This is a genomic window from Leclercia sp. LTM14 (assembly GCF_023736175.1).
GTDB classification, from domain to species: Bacteria; Pseudomonadota; Gammaproteobacteria; order Enterobacterales; family Enterobacteriaceae; genus Enterobacter; species Enterobacter barmai.
The window spans coordinates 206,869-225,473 of record NZ_JAIKTT010000008.1; the positions used below are offsets into that span (position 1 = coordinate 206,869).

17 protein-coding genes, 1 tRNA gene and 1 pseudogene are annotated in these 18,605 nt (G+C 51.7%); 13 read left to right on the forward strand and 6 right to left on the reverse strand.

The window, feature by feature from the left end; translation table 11 throughout:
- The 3 genes from K5I40_RS16810 to K5I40_RS16820 all read left to right on the forward strand — a co-directional run bounded on the left by K5I40_RS16810 (position 1) and on the right by K5I40_RS16820 (position 2,155).
- Positions 1 to 594 (forward strand): XTP/dITP diphosphatase, encoded by a 594-nt coding sequence (locus K5I40_RS16810; RefSeq protein WP_039029796.1) that lies wholly within the window; start codon positions 1 to 3, stop codon positions 592 to 594.
- A complete protein-coding gene (gene hemW / locus K5I40_RS16815) occupies positions 587 to 1,729 on the forward strand; it encodes a radical SAM family heme chaperone HemW (protein WP_223075463.1) in 1,143 nt (380 codons plus the stop codon). The genes K5I40_RS16810 and hemW overlap by 8 nt, the downstream gene beginning before the upstream one ends.
- Positions 1,730 to 1,792: 63 nt before the next feature.
- The gene (locus tag K5I40_RS16820) at positions 1,793 to 2,155 is read left to right on the forward strand and encodes an endonuclease domain-containing protein (RefSeq protein WP_223075464.1); all 363 of its coding nucleotides are present in this window, start codon (positions 1,793 to 1,795) and stop codon (positions 2,153 to 2,155) included.
- Positions 2,156 to 2,512: 357 nt separating this feature from the next.
- Here K5I40_RS16820 and K5I40_RS16825 read toward each other — a convergent pair whose 3' ends face one another.
- The 3 genes from K5I40_RS16825 to trmB are packed head-to-tail and all read right to left on the reverse strand — an operon-like array spanning position 2,513 to position 4,330.
- Positions 2,513 to 3,232, reverse strand: coding sequence for a DUF2884 domain-containing protein (locus K5I40_RS16825; protein ID WP_138370482.1), 720 nt, complete (start codon positions 3,230 to 3,232; stop codon positions 2,513 to 2,515).
- A gap of 52 nt (positions 3,233 to 3,284) precedes the next feature.
- The gene (locus K5I40_RS16830) at positions 3,285 to 3,611 is read right to left on the reverse strand and encodes a YggL family protein (protein WP_039029792.1); all 327 of its coding nucleotides are present in this window, start codon (positions 3,609 to 3,611) and stop codon (positions 3,285 to 3,287) included.
- Complete coding sequence (gene trmB / locus K5I40_RS16835; RefSeq protein ID WP_039029791.1) at positions 3,611 to 4,330, reverse strand: tRNA (guanosine(46)-N7)-methyltransferase TrmB; 720 nt, start codon at positions 4,328 to 4,330, stop codon at positions 3,611 to 3,613. The genes K5I40_RS16830 and trmB overlap by 1 nt, the downstream gene beginning before the upstream one ends.
- Positions 4,331 to 4,474: 144 nt before the next feature.
- Here trmB and mutY point away from each other — a divergent pair, with 144 nt between their 5' ends.
- The 4 genes from mutY (at position 4,475) to K5I40_RS16855 (ending at position 8,481) form a co-directional block, all read left to right on the forward strand.
- Positions 4,475 to 5,527: an A/G-specific adenine glycosylase gene (mutY, locus tag K5I40_RS16840; protein ID WP_223075465.1), complete on the forward strand. Its 1,053-nt coding sequence runs from the start codon at positions 4,475 to 4,477 to the stop codon at positions 5,525 to 5,527.
- A gap of 25 nt (positions 5,528 to 5,552) precedes the next feature.
- On the forward strand, positions 5,553 to 5,825 hold the full coding sequence (locus K5I40_RS16845; protein ID WP_039029789.1) for an oxidative damage protection protein: 273 nt from the start codon (positions 5,553 to 5,555) through the stop codon (positions 5,823 to 5,825).
- An 83-nt stretch (positions 5,826 to 5,908) separates the two neighbouring features.
- Positions 5,909 to 6,988, forward strand: coding sequence for a membrane-bound lytic murein transglycosylase MltC (gene mltC, locus K5I40_RS16850; RefSeq protein ID WP_223075466.1), 1,080 nt, complete (start codon positions 5,909 to 5,911; stop codon positions 6,986 to 6,988).
- A gap of 236 nt (positions 6,989 to 7,224) precedes the next feature.
- Complete coding sequence (locus tag K5I40_RS16855; protein ID WP_139563597.1) at positions 7,225 to 8,481, forward strand: nucleoside permease; 1,257 nt, start codon at positions 7,225 to 7,227, stop codon at positions 8,479 to 8,481.
- A gap of 37 nt (positions 8,482 to 8,518) precedes the next feature.
- Here the strand turns inward: K5I40_RS16855 and K5I40_RS16860 are convergent, their stop codons facing one another.
- On the reverse strand, positions 8,519 to 10,654 hold the full coding sequence (locus tag K5I40_RS16860; RefSeq protein WP_223075467.1) for an ornithine decarboxylase: 2,136 nt from the start codon (positions 10,652 to 10,654) through the stop codon (positions 8,519 to 8,521).
- A 398-nt stretch (positions 10,655 to 11,052) separates the two neighbouring features.
- On the opposite strand from K5I40_RS16860, the gene K5I40_RS16865 reads away from it, so the two are divergent.
- From K5I40_RS16865 to K5I40_RS16885, 5 genes and pseudogenes are all read left to right on the forward strand, one after another.
- Positions 11,053 to 11,763, forward strand: coding sequence for a DUF554 domain-containing protein (locus K5I40_RS16865; protein ID WP_039029786.1), 711 nt, complete (start codon positions 11,053 to 11,055; stop codon positions 11,761 to 11,763).
- Positions 11,764 to 11,858: 95 nt separating this feature from the next.
- A tRNA-Phe gene (locus tag K5I40_RS16870) sits at positions 11,859 to 11,934 on the forward strand.
- A 556-nt stretch (positions 11,935 to 12,490) separates the two neighbouring features.
- Positions 12,491 to 13,234 (forward strand): HNH endonuclease, encoded by a 744-nt coding sequence (locus K5I40_RS16875; RefSeq protein WP_223075468.1) that lies wholly within the window; start codon positions 12,491 to 12,493, stop codon positions 13,232 to 13,234.
- Between the two features lie 28 nt (positions 13,235 to 13,262).
- On the forward strand, positions 13,263 to 14,087 hold the full coding sequence (locus tag K5I40_RS16880) for a hypothetical protein (protein ID WP_223075469.1): 825 nt from the start codon (positions 13,263 to 13,265) through the stop codon (positions 14,085 to 14,087).
- 298 nt (positions 14,088 to 14,385) lie between these two features.
- Positions 14,386 to 14,526 (forward strand): annotated as a pseudogene (locus K5I40_RS16885) (IS630 family transposase); the annotation flags it as partial.
- A 16-nt stretch (positions 14,527 to 14,542) separates the two neighbouring features.
- On the opposite strand, the gene K5I40_RS16890 reads toward K5I40_RS16885, so the two are convergent.
- The gene (locus K5I40_RS16890) at positions 14,543 to 14,986 is read right to left on the reverse strand and encodes a hypothetical protein (protein WP_251929623.1); all 444 of its coding nucleotides are present in this window, start codon (positions 14,984 to 14,986) and stop codon (positions 14,543 to 14,545) included.
- A 181-nt stretch (positions 14,987 to 15,167) separates the two neighbouring features.
- On the reverse strand, positions 15,168 to 16,391 hold the full coding sequence (locus K5I40_RS16895; RefSeq protein ID WP_223075470.1) for a PD-(D/E)XK nuclease family protein: 1,224 nt from the start codon (positions 16,389 to 16,391) through the stop codon (positions 15,168 to 15,170).
- A 961-nt stretch (positions 16,392 to 17,352) separates the two neighbouring features.
- On the opposite strand from K5I40_RS16895, the gene K5I40_RS16900 reads away from it, so the two are divergent.
- Positions 17,353 to 18,549, forward strand: coding sequence for a site-specific integrase (locus tag K5I40_RS16900; RefSeq protein WP_223075471.1), 1,197 nt, complete (start codon positions 17,353 to 17,355; stop codon positions 18,547 to 18,549).
- Positions 18,550 to 18,605 lie beyond the last annotated feature (56 nt).

The window sequence follows — 18,605 nt, forward strand, 5'->3', positions numbered from 1 at the left end:
ATGCAAAAAGTTGTTCTCGCTACCGGTAACGCCGGTAAAGTGCGCGAGCTGGCCTCGCTGTTAAATGATTTTGGTCTGGACGTGGTTGCCCAGACCGAGCTGGGCGTGGACTCTGCCGAAGAGACCGGCCTGACGTTTATCGAAAACGCCATTCTGAAGGCGCGCCATGCCGCGCAGGTCACCGGCCTGCCGGCCATTGCCGACGACTCCGGGCTGGCAGTGGACGTGCTTGGCGGTGCGCCAGGAATTTACTCCGCCCGCTATTCCGGCGTCGATGCCACCGACCAGCAGAACCTTGAAAAGCTGCTGGACGCGCTTAAGGACGTACCGGACGAACAGCGCAAGGCACAGTTCCACTGCGTGCTGGTCTATATGCGCCATGCCGAAGACCCAACGCCGATTGTCTGCCACGGCAGCTGGCCGGGTGTCATCGCCCGCGAGGCGGCTGGCAACGGCGGCTTTGGCTATGACCCGATCTTCTTTGTCCCGACCGAGGGCAAAACCGCTGCGGAACTGACCCGCGAAGAAAAAAGCGCGATCTCCCACCGTGGACGCGCCCTGAAACTGTTACTGGAAGCATTACGTAATGGCTAATTTGCCACCCCTGAGTCTTTATATTCACATCCCGTGGTGCGTGCAGAAATGCCCGTACTGCGATTTCAACTCGCATGCGCTGAAAGGCGAAGTGCCTAATGACGATTACGTTCAGCATCTGCTTGCCGATCTGGACGCTGACGTCGCTTACGCGCAGGGACGTGAAGTTAAGACCATTTTTATCGGTGGCGGTACGCCGAGCCTGCTCTCAGGCCCGGCGATGCAGACGCTGCTGGATGGCGTGCGTGCGCGCCTCAGTCTGGCAGCGGATGCAGAAATTACCATGGAGGCCAATCCGGGGACGGTTGAGGCCGACCGTTTTGTGGAGTATCAGCGCGCCGGGGTGAACCGTATCTCCATTGGCGTGCAGAGCTTCAGCGAGCCAAAGTTAAAGCGTCTGGGCCGAATTCATGGCCCGGATGAGGCGAAGCGCGCCGCCCATCTCGCGACCGGGCTGGGGCTACGCAGCTTCAACCTCGACCTGATGCACGGCCTGCCGGATCAGTCTCTGGCAGAGGCGCTGGACGATCTGCGCCAGGCCATTGAGCTGAATCCGCCGCACCTCTCGTGGTATCAACTGACCATTGAGCCGAACACGCTGTTCGGGTCGCGTCCCCCGGTACTGCCTGATGATGACGCGCTGTGGGATATTTTCGAGCAGGGCCACAGGCTTCTGACCGCCGCCGGGTATCAGCAGTACGAAACTTCGGCCTATGCCAAGCCGGGCTACCAGTGTCAGCACAACCTGAACTACTGGCGTTTTGGCGACTACCTGGGCATTGGATGTGGCGCACACGGCAAAGTGACATTCCCGGACGGGCGTATTCTGCGCACGGCCAAAACCCGCCATCCGCGCGGCTATATGGAAGGACGCTATCTTGAGCGCAGCCATGATGTCGAAGCCGCAGATAAGCCGTTCGAGTTCTTTATGAACCGCTTCCGCCTGCTGGAAGCCGCACCGCGCGCGGAGTTTACGCTGTATACCGGGTTAGCGGAATCGGTGATTCGCCCGCAGATTGACGAGGCGCTGGCGCAGGGGTATCTAACCGAGTGCGCAGATTTCTGGCAGATCACCGAGCATGGCAAACTGTTCTTAAACTCCCTTCTCGAGCTTTTCCTCGCCGAAGAATCCTGAAGCCTGATTCAGGATTTTGCATCCCGTTCTGCTGGCTGAGGGAAAAGCTGGCAGAGTGTGGGGATGGAAATTATTCGTTCTTACGCAAAACGGCTCCGCCGTGAGTTGACCACAGAAGAGAGACGACTCTGGTATCTGTTACGCAGTCGTCGGTTCGCTCACTATAAATTTCGTCGCCAGCATCCTGTTGGGAATTACATTCTGGATTTCGTTTGTTGCGAGGCTCGTCTGGCTATTGAGCTGGATGGGGGGCAGCACGACGAAAGAGAAGAATATGACCGGCAGAGAACTGTCTGGCTGAATCAAAAAGGCTGGCTGGTGATTCGGTTCCGGAATAACGAACTCTGGAATAACGAGGAAGGGGTGTTGGAAAAAATACTGGCGACCCTGCAAACACTTCTACCCTCACCCCGGCCCTCTCCCTGAAAGGGAGAGGGAGAAACCAGTGCAGCATACTGTTCCCTCGCCCCTCTGGAGAGAGGGTTAGGGTGAGGGGCCCAGAGCGCACCAACCTAACTGACCAGCAGAGAACCGCCTGGCTGGTGATTCGGTTTTGGGACAATGAAGAAGGGGTTGGAAAAAATATTGGCTACTCTGCAAATACTTCTACCCTCACCCCGGCCCTCTCCCTGAAAGGGAGAGGGAGAAAAGCAGTGCAGCATACTGTTCCCTCGCCCCTCTGGAAAGAGGGAGAAAACCAGCGATGTACTTGCCACAGGCTCCCGACTGTTCCCTCGCCCCTTTGGGGAGAGGGCTAGGGTGAGGGGCCCAGACCGCACCAACCTACTTCAGCGATCCCACCAGCCCCTTGCGGCTCTCTTCCAGCGAAACCACCCGTTTACACACGTCTTTACCGAATTTCTGGAAATCAGCTTCCTGGTTTTTCCATTCGTTCTGAATAGAGGTTTGCAGACCGCCCAGGCTACCCAGCACGCCCTGCAGTGGGTTGCCGCCGCCCTTCAGCACCGCTTTGGCGCCCATCTCGTTAATGCTGTCCTGCAAAATGCCGCCCATCGCCTGGTTTACCAGCTGCTGCCCGTCGGCGCGCACCTGATCGATCGCCTTGTAGTGGAACGTCAGGCCATCGGTACGATGCTCAATAATGCGGTTCATCTGCTCTTTTAACTGCGCGTCCAGTTTGGTCAGGCGCGAGCGCATGTTGCTGCTCTCCCCTACCTCTTTAGCGATGATCTTATCCAGCGCCACACGGCCTTTTTCCACGCGGGTCTGCGCGCCTTCGTCGATCCACGGCAGCGCGCTGCGCAGATCGGCCTGGTAATCTTTCGCCTGTTCACGTTGGGCGGCGCTGAGCTGGTACTGCTTGCCGTTGAACATCACGTTGCCATCAGGGGTGATCACCAGGTTGCCGTTCTCACCTTTTACCTGCACGGTTTGCGGACTGAGGATCACATCGTCGCGCGGCGTGACTTCGCATTTGTACTCTGCGTGAGCAGTCAGGGCCGTGGTCATTAAAGCCGCAGCGAGCAGCGTTTTGCGCATCATATCTTCTCCCTCATACAAAATGGGCCAGCAATTGCTGGCCCCTGATGCTCTATTAGTCCCACCAAATGTCGAAAAGTTCGCTGATGCGCACCTCTTCGAATTTGTGGTCTTCCAGCCACTTACGCACGATGGCCTGGTGTTCTTCTGTGCACTGGCCGATCTCCTGTTTGCAGATCAACCCTTCCCACGCCAGGTAGCCGCTGCCGTCAAACGCCAGTTTGTTCGGCTCGATCACTTCATTGATGAACGCATCCACGTCTTCATCAATTTTTTCTACGCTGGTGCCTTCCGGGAAACGCCATGCAACCGAAAAACCAATTTCCTGAAACTCGTCGATGTGCATTTTCTTACGCAGACGACGGCTACGGTTCTTTGCCATTATTTCACCCTCTCGAACATTAAATCCCATACGCCGTGACCAAGACGATGGCCACGCTGTTCAAATTTGGTTACCGGACGTGATTCAGGACGCGGCACATAGTCGTTGCTCTGCGACTGGTTTTTATACCCGTCGAGACCTGACATCACTTCCAGCATATGTTCCGCATACTGTTCCCAGTCGGTCGCCATGTGGAAAACACCACCCAGCTTCAGCTTGCTTTTGACCAGTTCGGCAAACGGTGCCTGAACGATACGGCGTTTATTATGACGCGCTTTGTGCCATGGGTCAGGGAAAAAGAGCTGAACCATGTTCAGAGAATTGTCAGGGATCATCTTGTGCAGCACTTCTACCGCGTCGTGACACATGACGCGCAGGTTCTCGACGCCCTCTTCATGAGCCGTCGCCAGGCAAGCGCCTACGCCCGGTGAGTGTACCTCAATACCGAGGAAGTTCTGCTCCGGGCGCGCTTTGGCCATCGTGACCAGCGAAGCGCCCATACCGAAACCGATCTCCAGCGTAATCGGCGCATCGCGGCCAAAGAGTTCAACAAAGTCGAGCGGCTGTTCGGTGAACTCAACGCCCATCACCGGCCAGTAGTTATCCAGCGCGTGCTGCTGCCCTTTTGTCAGGCGCCCCTGACGGCGGACGAAGCTGCGAATACGGCGCAGCGGGCGGCCGTTTTCATCGAATTCCGGTGATATGACGTCGTTTTTCATAAAAGAGTAGTCTGCTTGTGAGAATGTTCGGGAAACGGGCATTATCCAAAGTTAATGACCGGATGCAAGCATGGGAAAGATCCGGTTTACAGTCGCATGCCGCTGTGCTGCAATCTGCGTCCCTGATACCGCAAAGCGAAGACCATGCAAGCCTCTCAATTTTCAGCCCAGGTGCTGGACTGGTACGACAAATACGGGCGTAAAACCCTGCCCTGGCAAACTGAAAAAACACCGTACAAAGTATGGCTCTCAGAGGTGATGTTGCAACAAACGCAGGTCGCGACGGTTATCCCTTATTTTGAGCGCTTTATGGCGCGTTTCCCGACGGTCACCGATCTGGCCAACGCCCCGCTGGACGAAGTGCTGCATCTTTGGACCGGGCTGGGCTATTACGCCCGCGCCCGCAATCTGCACAAAGCCGCCCAGCAGGTGGTGTCGCTGCACGGTGGCATCTTCCCCGAAACCTTCGATGAAGTGGCCGCCCTGCCGGGCGTCGGGCGCTCCACCGCCGGGGCGATCCTCTCCCTTTCGCTGGGCAAACATTTCCCTATTCTCGACGGCAACGTGAAACGCGTGCTGGCGCGCTGCTACGCAGTCAGCGGCTGGCCGGGCAAAAAAGAGGTGGAAAAACGCCTGTGGGAAATCAGTGAAGCGGTGACGCCCGCCAGAGGGGTTGAACGTTTTAACCAGGCGATGATGGATTTAGGGGCGATGGTCTGCACCCGCTCGAAACCTAAATGCGAACTTTGCCCGCTCAATAATCTGTGCGTGGCCTATGCTAACCAGTCGTGGGCGCAATATCCCGGTAAAAAGCCGAAGCAGACCCTGCCAGAGCGTACCGGCTATTTTCTGCTGATGCAGCGCGAGGAGACCGTGTACCTCGCCCAGCGTCCTCCAAGCGGATTATGGGGCGGACTGTTCTGCTTCCCGCAGTTTGAGGATGAGGCCGGACTTCGCGACTGGCTGGCGCAGCGCGGCATTAGCGCCGATACTCTTGTGCAGCTCACCGCGTTTCGCCACACCTTCAGCCATTTCCATCTGGATATTGTGCCGATGTGGCTTCCCGTGTCCTCATTCACGGCGTGCATGGATGAAGGCAGCGCTCTCTGGTATAACTTAGCGCAACCGCCATCAGTGGGTCTGGCGGCTCCCGTAGAGCGCCTGTTACAGCAATTACGTGTCGGAGCAACGGTTTAGCTCCGGGCGACAAAGAGGAATCAGTATGGCCAGAACAATTTTTTGCACCTTCCTGCAACGTGAAGCAGAAGGTCAGGACTTCCAGCTTTATCCGGGCGATCTGGGTAAGCGCATCTATAACGAGATCTCAAAAGAAGCGTGGGCGCAGTGGCAGCACAAGCAAACCATGCTGATTAACGAGCGCAAGCTCAACATGATGAACGTTGAACACCGTAAACAGCTCGAAGAAGAGATGGTCAATTTCCTGTTTGAAGGGAAAGAGGTGCACATCGAAGGTTATACGCCGCCAGAAAAATAATACCCAGCGTCTGATGCCGGGTGGCGCTACGCTTGCCCGGCGAAAACAGCCCCGGAACAAACACAACACGCACTCCCGGAATGATGAAAAAATTTTTAGCGCTTGCTCTTGTTGCACCGTTACTTGTTTCGTGTTCCTCCAGTAATAAAGGCGATAGCTATAACGAAGCCTGGGTAAAGGACACCAACGGTTTTGACATTCTGATGGGGCAGTTCGCCCATAACATCGAAAACATATGGGGTTTTAACGAAGTTCTGATCGCCGGTCCCAAGGACTACGTTAAGTACACCGACGGCTACCAGACCCGCAGCCACATCAACTTTGACGAAGGGACTATCACCGTCGAGACCATCGCCGGGACCGATCCTGCCGGACGACTGCGTCAGGCGATCGTTAAAACCCTGCTGATGGGCGACGATCCGGGCTCTATCGATCTCTACTCCGACGCCGACGATATCACTATCTCCAGAGAGCCGTTCCTCTATGGTCAGGTGGTGGATCAGACCGGCCAGTCCATTCGCTGGGAAGGCCGCGCCAACAACTTTGCTAACTACCTCCTGCAGACGCGCCTGAAAAGCCGCAGCAACGGCCTGCGCGTGATCTACAGCGTAACCATTAACCTGGTGCCGAACCACCTCGATAAGCGTGCGCATAAATATGTCGGGATGGTACGCCAGGCCTCGCGTAAATACGGTGTGGATGAGTCGCTGATCCTGGCGATTATGCAGACGGAGTCGTCGTTTAACCCTTACGCGGTAAGCCGTTCCGACGCCCTGGGCCTGATGCAGGTTGTGCAGCACAGCGCCGGCAAAGACGTGTTCCGCTCGCAGGGGCGTTCCGGCACCCCGAGCCGCAGCTATCTGTTCGATCCCGCAAGCAACATCGATACCGGCACCGCCTATCTGGCGATGCTGAATAACGTTTACCTGGGCGGCATTGATAACCCGACCTCGCGTCGCTACGCGGTGATCACCGCCTATAACGGTGGCGCAGGCAGCGTGCTGCGCGTCTTCTCCAACGATAAAATCAAGGCGGCGAGCATCATCAACAGCATGTCGCCGGGGGATGTTTATCAGACCCTCACCACCCGTCACCCTTCCGCAGAGTCCCGCCGCTACCTCTATAAGGTCAATACGGCTCAGAAGAGCTATCGTAGAAAGTAGTGTGACTTTTTTTACCCTCTCCGTTGTGGAGAGGGTAATCCTTCATTCCTGACCGCCCGCTTTATCCATACGAAATTGTTATTTGCATCACAATCCAAACTGCAAATTAATGTGGATTGCATTTTTTTGCGGGAGGTAACAAAACTTAACGCCACTCGCTGATAGAATTGCATCAAATCCAAAACCCAAATGTTTCTACACCAACATACAGCCCGCTCTCTTGTGAGGAAAGTAACATGAACCTTAAGCTGCAGCTTAAAATCTTGTCGTTTCTGCAGTTCTGTCTGTGGGGGAGCTGGCTGACCACGCTCGGCTCCTACATGTTTGTCACGCTCAAATTCGACGGTGCCTCTATCGGCGCTGTCTATAGCTCTTTGGGCATTGCCGCTGTCCTGATGCCGACGCTGCTCGGGATCGTGGCGGACAAATGGATAAGCGCGAAGTGGGTCTATGCGCTTTGTCATCTGGTGGGGGCGGGTACGCTGTTTATGGCGGCCGAAGTCACCACGCCAGGGGCGATGTTTATGGTGATCCTGCTTAACTCGCTGGCTTATATGCCAACGCTGGGGCTTATCAACACCATCTCCTACTACCGTCTGAAAAACGCCGGTATGGATATCGTGACCGACTTCCCACCGATCCGTATCTGGGGCACCATCGGCTTTATCATGGCGATGTGGGGCGTGAGCTTCGCAGGCTTCGAACTGAGCCATATGCAGCTCTACATCGGTGCTGCGCTGTCTCTGGTGCTGACGCTGTTCACCCTGACGCTGCCGCACATTCCGGTCTCTAACCAGCAGAAAAACCAGAGCTGGAGCTCCATGCTCGGCCTGGACGCGTTCGCGCTGTTCAAAAACAAACGCATGGCGATCTTCTTCATCTTCTCCATGCTGCTGGGTGCGGAGCTGCAGATCACCAACATGTTCGGCAACACCTTCCTGCACAGCTTTGATAACGACCCGATGTTCTCCGGGAGCTTTATCGTTGAACATGCCTCGGTGATGATGTCGATCTCCCAGATCTCCGAAACACTGTTCATCCTGACCATCCCGTTCTTCCTGAGCCGCTACGGCATCAAGAACGTGATGATGATCAGTATCTTCGCGTGGATGCTGCGCTTTGGTCTGTTCGCCTACGGTGACCCGTCTGCCTTCGGTACCGTGCTGCTGGTTCTGTCGATGATTGTCTACGGCTGCGCCTTCGACTTCTTCAACATCTCCGGTTCCGTGTTCGTGGAAAAAGAGGTTCGTCCGGAAATCCGCGCCAGCGCCCAGGGCATGTTCCTGATGATGACCAACGGCTTCGGCTGTATTCTCGGCGGCGTGGTGAGCGGCAAGGTTGTGGAGATGTATACCACTAACGGTATTACTAACTGGCAGCCGGTGTGGCTGATCTTCGCAGGCTACTCACTGGTACTGGCTTTCGCGTTCATGGTGCTGTTCAAGTACAAACATGTTCGTACCCCAACAGGTGCGCAAACCGTCGCGCATTAATCGGTTAAGTCCCCCTCCCTGCGGAGGGGGATTTTTTTTACTTCAGTACATAGCCGTACAAACGCTTAATCCCGTCCGCATCCTTCTCGCTGTATACGCCCTGCAGTTCCGGTGAAAAACCGGGCAGCAGATTGACGCCCTCTTCCAGCGCCAGGAAGTAACGCTGCACCGCGCCGCCCCAGAGTTCACCCGGTACCACGCACAGCACGCCCGGCGGGTATGGCAGCGCCCCTTCCGCCGCGATGCGCCCTTCGGCTTCGCTGATGCGTACCAGTTCGACGTTACCGCGAATAAAGGCCTGGTTGGCATCCTGCGGGTTCATCACCACGGTGGGCAGGCTCTCTTTGCGGAACATCGCCTTCTGCAGATCTTTCACGTCAAAGCTGACATACAGATCGTGCATCTCCTGGCAGAGCTGGCGCAGCGTGTAGTCGCGGTAGCGCACCGGATATTTGTTCCAGATGGTCGGCAGAACATCCGCCAGCGGGGTATCATCTTCGATGTGCTGCTCAAACTGGGCCAGCATTGCCACCAGCTGCGCCATTTTTTCGGCGCTCTCCGCCGGGGTCAGCAGGAAGAGAATGGAGTTGAGATCGCACTTCTCCGGAACAATGCCTTTCTCACGCAGGTAGTGCGCCAGAATGGTCGCCGGAATACCAAAATCGGTATATTCGCCGCTTTCGGCGTCGATGCCCGGCGTGGTCAGCAGCAGTTTACAGGGATCGACAAAGTATTGCTGGTCGGCATAGCCCTCAAAGCCGTGCCATTTCGCCCCCGGTTCAAAGCTGAAGAAGCGCAGTTCGCTGGCAATCGCGTGGATTGGGTGATCCTGCCACGGACGTCCGGCCACGACCGGCGGGATAAACGGCTTAATCATCTTACAGTTGGCAATAATCGCCTTGCGCGCTTCAATGCCCAGCTCAACGCACTCTGCCCACAGCCGACGTCCGCTCTCCCCTTCGTGGATCTTGGCGTTCACGTCGAGGGCCGCAAACAGCGGGTAGAACGGGCTTGTAGAGGCGTGCATCATGAAGGCGTTGTTGAGCCGCTTATGCGGGCAGAAACGCGCCTGGCCGCGGATATGGTTATCCTTTTTATGGATCTGCGAAGTCTGGGAGAACCCGGCCTGCTGTTTGTGCACCGACTGGGTGACAAAGATCCCCGGATCGTTGGCGTTCAGCTCCAGCAGCAGCGGCGAACTGTCCGCCATCATCGGGATAAACTGCTCGTAACCCACCCACGCGGAGTCAAACAGGATGTAGTCGCAGAGCTGGCCAATCTTGTCGATCACCTGGCGGGCGTTATAGATGGTGCCGTCATAGGTGCCGAGCTGGATCACCGCCAGGCGGAACGGACGCGCTTCACGGGCTTTTTCCGGAGCGACTTCACGGACCAGCTCCCGCAGGTAGGCCTCGTCAAAACAGCAGTCATCAATGCCGCCAATAAAGCCAAACGGGTTGCGGGCTGCTTCGAGATAAACCGGCGTGGCACCGGCCTGGATCAGAGCGCCATGATGGTTGGACTTATGGTTGTTGCGGTCGAACAGCACCAGATCGCCACGGGTCAGCAGCGCATTGGTCACCACCTTGTTGGCGGCCGAGGTGCCGTTGAGAACGAAGTAGGTTTTGTCGGCGTTAAACACTTTCGCCGCGAACTTTTGCGCATGTTTGGCGGAACCTTCGTGGATCAGCAGATCGCCAAGCTTCACGTCGGCGTTGCACATATCGGCACGAAAGACGTTCTCACCGAAGAAATCGAAAAACTGACGCCCTGCAGGGTGCTTCTTAAAGAACGCGCCGTGCTGGTGCCCCGGACAGGCAAAGGTGCTGTTGTCCATCGCCACGTACTGAGTGAGGGTGTCGAAAAACGGCGGCAACAGGTTCTCTTCGTAGCGACAGGCGGCGGCTTCCAGCTCTAACCACTCCTGCGCTTTGCCGTCGATTACCGCATCGACACCCGCAGGGGCTTCTACAGGCTCTGTTGAGAACATATAGACAGGCAGATGGAAACCGGTGCGTTTCAGTAACGCGAGGATGCCGCTGTGACTGTCAGCGACGGTAATGACGACTGCCGCCACATCCGTAAAATCTGTGTTATCCAGCGTCACCACTTCCCGGTGCGTGGATAAGGCGGACGCCAGCTCGCGGCTGACGGCAATTTTCATTGATTTCATAAGCGCAAATACCCGTGCAAGGCGAGAAAAAGCCCCGGACAGGGAGTCCCCCTGCCCAACGAATGTGTCTGACCGGAGTTCAGCTCCGACCGCCAGACATCAGTAAAAACAGAACGCGTCTGGTTTTACTGTTGTCCTGCAGTGAGCCTGCGTTACCCTCACCGCATGGTGAGCGTAGAATAAGATGTGTCGATACGGCCAGCCATTCGCACAGCGAGAGAAGATCTGTTCATGGGCGGCCCCGTATCTGAGAGAAGAAAATTCGCGCAATAATGTCACCTTTCATAAGGTGGTGCAAGAAGGAATCTTTATGCAAAATACGTCATTACATTTGGCGATTACTCACTGAAAAGAGTAATAATAATGCAATATCAATGAGTAAATAGTAGGAGTTCGCAGTGGTTATTGGACCATTTATTAACGCAGGTGCGGTGCTGCTGGGCGGCGTGCTGGGCGCCGTGCTGAGCCAGCGATTACCGGAGCGTATTCGCTCCTCCATGCCCTCGATCTTCGGCCTGGCCTCACTAGGTATTGGTATTCTGCTGGTTATCAAGTGCGCCAACCTGCCGGTAATGGTGCTGGCAACGCTGCTTGGAGCGCTGATTGGCGAGTTTTGCTATCTGGAGAAGGGTATTAATGGTGCCGTCAGCAGAGCGAAAAATCTGCTCTCGCGGGGTAAACAGAAAGGCGGCGGTCACGACGCGTTTATCCAGAACTATGTGGCCATCATTATTCTGTTCTGCGCCAGCGGTACGGGAATTTTTGGTTCGATGCAGGAAGGAATGACCGGAGATCCGAGCATACTGATCGCGAAAGCCTTTCTCGATTTCTTTACCGCCACCATCTTTGCGACCACACTCGGTATTGCCGTCGCCGCCATCTGCGTGCCGATGCTGCTTATCCAGCTCGCCCTGGCAACCTGCGCCACGCTGATACTGCCGCTGACAACCCCGGCAATGATGGCTGACTTCACCGCCGTCGGTGGCCTGCTGCTGCTGGCGACGGGTTTGAGGATCTGTGGGATCAAGATGTTTGCGGTGGTGAATATGCTGCCTGCGCTGGTGATCGCCATGCCGCTCTCTGCCCTGTGGACTGCGTTTTTTGCCTGATATTGCAGCGAAATGGCGACAGAGTATGCGGTCAGTAGCGAAATTAACAAATATCGTTGACGGCAGAGGGTAGATCGGGTTTAATGCGCCCCGTTGCCCGGATAGCTCAGTCGGTAGAGCAGGGGATTGAAAATCCCCGTGTCCTTGGTTCGATTCCGAGTCCGGGCACCACTATTTAGAAAAACCAGCCTAGGGCTGGTTTTTTGCTTTCTGAGGTTCCGGTAGATTTCTGGTCGTCTTAGCCACAGTTACCGCCACTCGGCCTCTTCCATCCAGCCTGAGCATTTCCCTTTAGCGGCTCACCCCTCCGGTCACTGTGCCAACGTCTGCTGGTCTTCACGCTACCAAAAAACACTATTTCCAACAAGTATACCTGGCTGGTGAATTGATCACAGCAAGGCAGCATCCGGTCTTTGTCCGGTCTGGGGAAGAAAAGCATCATCCTTTCCGGTAATCCCCCTGAAAACCCGCAGGGATTGATTGCACTCGCTTTGCTCAAGCAGACAACAGTACCTACAATTGAAGTACTTAAAGTGATTTGGTAATTATTCGTGAGTAACTACCGCACTTCGATTTGCTCGTTTGCCCCGGCCTGTTCAAGCCCGGTTTCATACTAACCTCTAATTGCTCAAATCCCCTTATGCTGGTGCTGTCAGAAAACTATATAAAGTGCTGGATCACTCGTACATTTTTTATGTACAAAGAAATACTTAAAAGGGAGATGGACATGAACAGAAAACAATTCATCCAGTCACATGGGGCTACTTGCAGGAACTGGACATGGAGTTGGTCATTCGTTAATCACGCAAAGAAGATGGTGATTTTTGGCGCATGGGATGTACAGAGAGAACAGGAAAGGTCTGTAATACTCCGAGAGCGGTGGAAAACCAAAGTGGTAGATGGCAAGACAAGAAAGAACTTGGGATACGTTCAAGCTATTGAACACATCCAATTGATTGCCGAAGGTTATGACTTTTTCACCTTTGATATGGAGCAGGGGCGAAACGACGAAGATCGAGATGTTGCCGTTATCAAAAGTTTTACCCCTAAACTTGAAAAGCGTTTTCTACGAAAAGAAGGAACAGTATGGTATGCCGACTTCTTACCTAACTCGTTTCCCGATGAAATTCCCGCACCTGAGAATTACGCAGAAGGTGCAAAAAAGCAGGTTACAGTAAACTCTTACGAGCGTGATCCACGAGCACGACAGGCTTGCATTGACCATCACGGTACTTCCTGTAAGTGTTGCAGCTTCGACTTTGAGAAAGTCTATGGTGAACACGGCAAAGGCTTTATCCACGTGCACCATATCAAACCGCTGCATACGGTAGGTGAGGACTACGTGGTAAATCCAATTACTGATATGGTTCCCCTTTGTCCCAACTGTCATGCAATGATACATCGCAGCAGTGAAGCCTTAAGCGTAGAAAATTTAAAAGATATGTTGCTTGAAGATATTAATAGAAGTTAAATAAAAATTATTTTCAGGTGAATTAAATATGGAAAAGAAAAAAAGAACTATAGTATGCCTAAGTCTCTCAGAAATGGATGCGATACTTAATAATAAAAATCTATCTGATTATTTATTTAATTTCAAATCTAACAACAAAATTTCATCCGCCCCGGAGACAACATTTATTGCATACGTTATGTCTTATTTTAAACCATTAAGATTTAAAAATATCTCAGGAACTAATGTCGTAATAAATGGTGTTCATGGATGTTACTCTGTAAATTTTCATCTTCAGAAAAAGGTTTACAATCCAAAAACCAAAAAAAGCCTTTCAAACGATTTAATAATTGAATTATATGACTCAGATACAAATGAAATCATTGCTAAAATTGGACTTGAATATGATGGGCATCCTGAACACACTAATTCATGGGGAATTGTCAGTGATAAAGAAAAGGATCTGATTGTTTTGAAACAGACGGGGATGATGAGACTTAGAATTGACCCGGAACTTTTTCAATCGACTGAAGATAGAAAGGACGTATATAGAGCAGTTAAAAAATATTTTGAGCAGTATATTAAACTTATCCCCAAGAAAAAACGAAATGTGAATCCTGGTCGTACATATATTGAATGCCCTCTTTGTGAAGGTGTTCAAGTATTGGGTGCACAGTCTTGTCCTGTCTGTATGGGGAATGGCTATGTTTTGAATAACATTTATTCAAAAATTGACATCGATGTTTTCGACTCCTTTGACTGTCCGGACTGTACAAAAATTACTATAAGGAATTGTAGAAAATGTCGAGGTAAAGGTTTTCTAAATAGAGACGAAGCGATAATGATAAGGAAGGAAGAACTAAACGCATTGTAATTGAAGTTTATGCTGAATTTCATCAGAGACTTTTGACCATTGTTCGGGTGTAATCTCTTTGTGATCTTACCCTCCAACAATGGACATAATCCTAAACGAGGCTCTGGTCTTCAAACTGTTCCCAGCTGGTGTAAAAATACTACCGCGCCGGTAGGCTTGCTCAACCCCTCACAATCCCGGAAAGGGTTCCCGGCCTTGTTCACGGTTCTCAATAATATCGGTTATGAGTACTCTCAACCAACTGACTCCAACTTGTATAGCCAAAAGTCACAGGATTACAGTTATTCAATTACTGATCAGACTATGGCAAGCTTTTCATGATACGATAACCCACAATCACCAGTGTCGTTCAATTTGGCTGCCGTTGAAGAAGGTTCGCCATTTTATAGAAACCGCCAGTCCATTCTCCGAAAGTAAGCATGGATTGGTAAAAATGTAGCGGTATTGGGGGGTATTTAGCCCGCCATCTGGATAAATATTTCTACTGGCACCCCCATCAGGAACGCACCAGCCAGATAGCGCTGCTCAGACAGGTCAGCGAGAACTTGTTCTTTGCTGCTGCGGAATATCTCAGGGCAGTCTGGTAATAGCGACTCAACACCACAAGTTGCCGCAGCAGCACAGCAATTGAGCAATCGCGGCAAGGCATCATCATAGATAACGTCGGCATCGTCTCCCCAGTAGTCGTCCTGTTTCATAATGTATGCTTTCATCTGGTGGGGATCGGTATTCCACGGCAGGACGGCATAGGCCGGATTCCTACCCTCGAAGATCTGCACCAGTTCGCTGATCTTGGCATTCACCAAATACGCGCTTTTGTGCGCCGTTATCTCATGTTTTGCCTGCTGAATTCGCGCATGCCATGCCACGCGCTGCAAATCATCCAACAGCTCGTTCACGACCGGAATACTGTTTAGCCAAATCTTCCCGTCGCTCTCAGCATCAATCAACTACTGCATACCAAACGGAATGCTGTCTTCGATATTATCCATGTACCCTCTCATAGATTTTGCTTACCACATTAAGTCGTGATCACGTCCTGTCCTCATTGGCTATCTACCACTGCAGGCGATCAGATAATTAACGCAATAAACACATATCCAGCTTTTCATGAACGGCCAGAATCGCTTCACGGGTAGCTGCAAAAATACTGTCTGTATCACGCTCACGGAGCTTCGCCCAAACCGCTCCATCATTACCCCAGTCTCTAGGAATGCGATTTTTCCCTTTCAGATCGAAACCCCTGCTCCACCATGACCAGTATTCGCTGGATTTACCCTGCGTGTGTGGAAATATCTCTGACATGGCAGCAGCTATTTTTGCAGATTGACCTTCAACCAGACTCACTCCCGAAATGCCAAAAAATAAGCCATAATAACCTGAATACTCAAACTCCCAGCACAAAGAGTAATTACCATCCGGACTTAATGGGATATAAAAATTAGCCCCACGTTTCGATATGTCCTCATCCGAGATTTCAATAGAATAAGGATGATTAATGAAACTGGCATTTAAATCAGAAATAAACTCTTTGAATAAATCGTTGCGAACCTCATTCATTTGGTTAAAAATCATAAATGCCGATTCTATAGAGTGCCTATCCTTGCGGATGATTTCTGACAACTCACGACTATTATTCATTATGAACTCACCATTAATTGACTGGTTGATATATTTAATCAATGATTCAACAAATATTCTGACCGCACCTGCCCGAATATGTAATAAACATTCATTAAGCCATTTGACGACTTCATGCCAGGATATCGTGAGGATATGTTGCTTCAGCGCTTCCGGGGTATTGTCAGGAAGAGTCCACTCTCCTGGTTCCTGATTGCATAAATAAATTAACTTCCATGGTCTTTCACTTTTGTTCAGCCATAATGCATAATCCCCTAACTGATTTTCCTGATCTGCTGCCCATGGCTTATTTTCGATAGCAATAAAACCCTCTGAAGACGTCATCAACAGATCTATTTTTCTTCTGTTTTCAATAGTGACTTCATAATCAACCCTGACTTTATGATGGCTGCCTCCGGTAGTTATAGGGCTATCGTGCCCACTCTTTTCAATGAGGGAAAGAAATCCCTTTAGAAACAGTGCTGACTGACCATGAGTTTCATTAGGAGAAAGCAAAAATCGTAGATAGCGTGAAAGGGCCAGTTCGTCATTCCTCAGCCAGTCCATGAGGCTGAAATCAGGTGCCAGCTCGGACTGATAGCGTAATTTAGCCAGAGTCGTCACTTCATTCCATCGTGCAATACTATCCATAAGCGCTGCAGCATGCTGCTGTATGGCTTTCATTGTCTTACCCTTTTGGCAAATGATGCTCACCACACTAACGCTATTCACGATATGAGCAAGTGCAAACCAGAAAAGATCTGATCAGCATCAACATAGGACCTCTCTCCCGTCCTTTTCCCACAATATCCCCGTAGTTTTCCCGTAACAGAGATCCACACATCCCTTGTATACCAACACTTTGCTATAAATTTCCCGTTTCCCCGATTTATTTTCACAGGGTAGGTATGAATGCTACCACCAGTCATCAATCCAACATTTATATCACTCTGTATATTCCTTCATAAAATAATGGTAATAAATTCAATTCCAAAAAACATACGTTACATGATAAAAGCAAATTAAACAGACAATGAAGGCTTTTCATTTTATTTTCTCAAGTGACATGATGTATCATTAACCATGACTTTTATTCTTGCAGCAGATAAAGGTGGAAACACAGCGTGACTGATATTTCTTTCATAATTAAGTCAACTATTAATATTCATATCCATTAATAAAATAGTTCCAAATTAACTGTAATGATTTACTGATCAACAAACGGTTTCATGTACATATTCATTTATATATTATTCATATAGGTTGTTTATTATCTAATAAGTTTACCCTATTCACTGAAAGACCGATAGTAAACAACACACCGTTGCCTTTAATTCAGTGCCCTCCCCTGCACCATTCTCACGGGGAAACGGGGAATTACCTGTCAAAACGTTATGGCGCATTACTTTTTCAGCTCCCGTTTTAAGGGATTTCGCCGGGTAAGTTGCGGGGAAGACCAGAGACGGACCGGAGAATTCTGGCGATCACCTTCCCCCATCAGTAGCCGTCATTGCCACAACATAGTCATGCTGCCTTTTCTGCTCCAACGCGCATTACACACTGAGGAACGGGACTCTTCCCTCCCTGCCTCACTTTCTGACCACATTCACGCATTAAATCACCCACTGCATAAGGAGACTTCTGCATGCCCACACCACGTCGTTTCAAATTCACTCACCGCCTCATTGATGGCCTGCCGCCTAATGAATCCGATGCCGCTTCCCGGGAAGCCGAGTACAGCGATACCGAAATCAGCGGGCTCAAATGTCTGGTAGGTAAAGGAGAAGGTAAGAAGAAGTTTCTCCTGCGCTATCTCTGGCAGGGCCGCAAACGTGCTATCAGTATCGGTCACTGGCCGGAAATTGATGTCACTGTCGCCCGAAAGATTGCCACTGAGATGAAACGCCAGATAGCCAACGGCACTGACCCGCGTTATGAGCGGGACAAATGCCGGGACATTCCCACCCTTCAGGAAGCTTTCAGTCAGTATTATTTCCCGTGGGCAAAGTTGCATAAAAAGAGCTGGAATAAGGATGAACAGCGCTTTCGTGACCACATTGCCCCGGTGATGGGAAATCTGCTGCTTAATGAAATCACGCCCCGTCACGTCACCCACCTTCAGTCTTCACTGTGCGAAACCTGCCAGCCCGCCACCAATAACCGGGTGATTGCCCTGCTGAAAGCCCTCCTCAGATGGTCACTGCGCCATGAGATGGTAACGGTGAACCCGGCAGCGAACATCCCTCTGCTGCGTGAAAATAACGCCCGCCAGCGCTATTTTTCAGAAACGGAAATCCGGCGCATATTCGATGCCGCGGGTCAGGACAACAGCCGCGTGGCCGGGATTTATATTCGTTTACTGTTACTGACCGGGTTGCGACGTGATGAGCTGAGACTGGCAAAATGGGCGCATTACAGTATGCAACAGGGAACGCTGTGGCTGCCGGAAACCAAGAATGGCTCAGGCAGACTGGTGCATCTCAACGACTGGGCGATAAAGCTGATTGATGAATTACCCCGCTTCGGGGGCAATATCTGGATGTTTGGCGGCAAAATTCCGGGTAAACCTGTCTGCAATGTCACCAAAGCCTTCAGGCGCATTATCCGACGGGCAGGCATCTACGATGAAGAGGTCTGTATTCACACATGCCGCCATTCCGTCGCAGCATTAATCGTTTCACGGGGAGGCACCTTATATGATGTTCAGGCCCAGCTCGGACACCGCAGCATTCAGTCATCACAGCGTTATGCTCATCTGCATCCGCAACGGCTGAAAGCAACCGGTCAGTTGATAGAGCAACATATTGGTAATGCACTGGCATTTTCCGGGTCATCTGATTAATCAACAGAAATGAGAAAGGCCGCCTGTGCGGGCGGCCTATGAATCAATTATTAAGA

Coding starts and splice junctions, on each gene's coding strand:
- K5I40_RS16810 (WP_039029796.1), top strand. CDS start 1: ATGCAAAAAGTTGTTCTCGCTACCGGTAACGCCGGTAAAGTGCGCGAG.
- hemW (WP_223075463.1), top strand. CDS start 587: ATGGCTAATTTGCCACCCCTGAGTCTTTATATTCACATCCCGTGGTGC.
- K5I40_RS16820 (WP_223075464.1), top strand. CDS start 1,793: ATGGAAATTATTCGTTCTTACGCAAAACGGCTCCGCCGTGAGTTGACC.
- K5I40_RS16825 (WP_138370482.1), bottom strand. CDS start 3,232: ATGATGCGCAAAACGCTGCTCGCTGCGGCTTTAATGACCACGGCCCTG.
- K5I40_RS16830 (WP_039029792.1), bottom strand. CDS start 3,611: ATGGCAAAGAACCGTAGCCGTCGTCTGCGTAAGAAAATGCACATCGAC.
- trmB (WP_039029791.1), bottom strand. CDS start 4,330: ATGAAAAACGACGTCATATCACCGGAATTCGATGAAAACGGCCGCCCG.
- mutY (WP_223075465.1), top strand. CDS start 4,475: ATGCAAGCCTCTCAATTTTCAGCCCAGGTGCTGGACTGGTACGACAAA.
- K5I40_RS16845 (WP_039029789.1), top strand. CDS start 5,553: ATGGCCAGAACAATTTTTTGCACCTTCCTGCAACGTGAAGCAGAAGGT.
- mltC (WP_223075466.1), top strand. CDS start 5,909: ATGAAAAAATTTTTAGCGCTTGCTCTTGTTGCACCGTTACTTGTTTCG.
- K5I40_RS16855 (WP_139563597.1), top strand. CDS start 7,225: ATGAACCTTAAGCTGCAGCTTAAAATCTTGTCGTTTCTGCAGTTCTGT.
- K5I40_RS16860 (WP_223075467.1), bottom strand. CDS start 10,654: ATGAAATCAATGAAAATTGCCGTCAGCCGCGAGCTGGCGTCCGCCTTA.
- K5I40_RS16875 (WP_223075468.1), top strand. CDS start 12,491: ATGAACAGAAAACAATTCATCCAGTCACATGGGGCTACTTGCAGGAAC.
- K5I40_RS16880 (WP_223075469.1), top strand. CDS start 13,263: ATGGAAAAGAAAAAAAGAACTATAGTATGCCTAAGTCTCTCAGAAATG.
- K5I40_RS16895 (WP_223075470.1), bottom strand. CDS start 16,391: ATGAAAGCCATACAGCAGCATGCTGCAGCGCTTATGGATAGTATTGCA.
- K5I40_RS16900 (WP_223075471.1), top strand. CDS start 17,353: ATGCCCACACCACGTCGTTTCAAATTCACTCACCGCCTCATTGATGGC.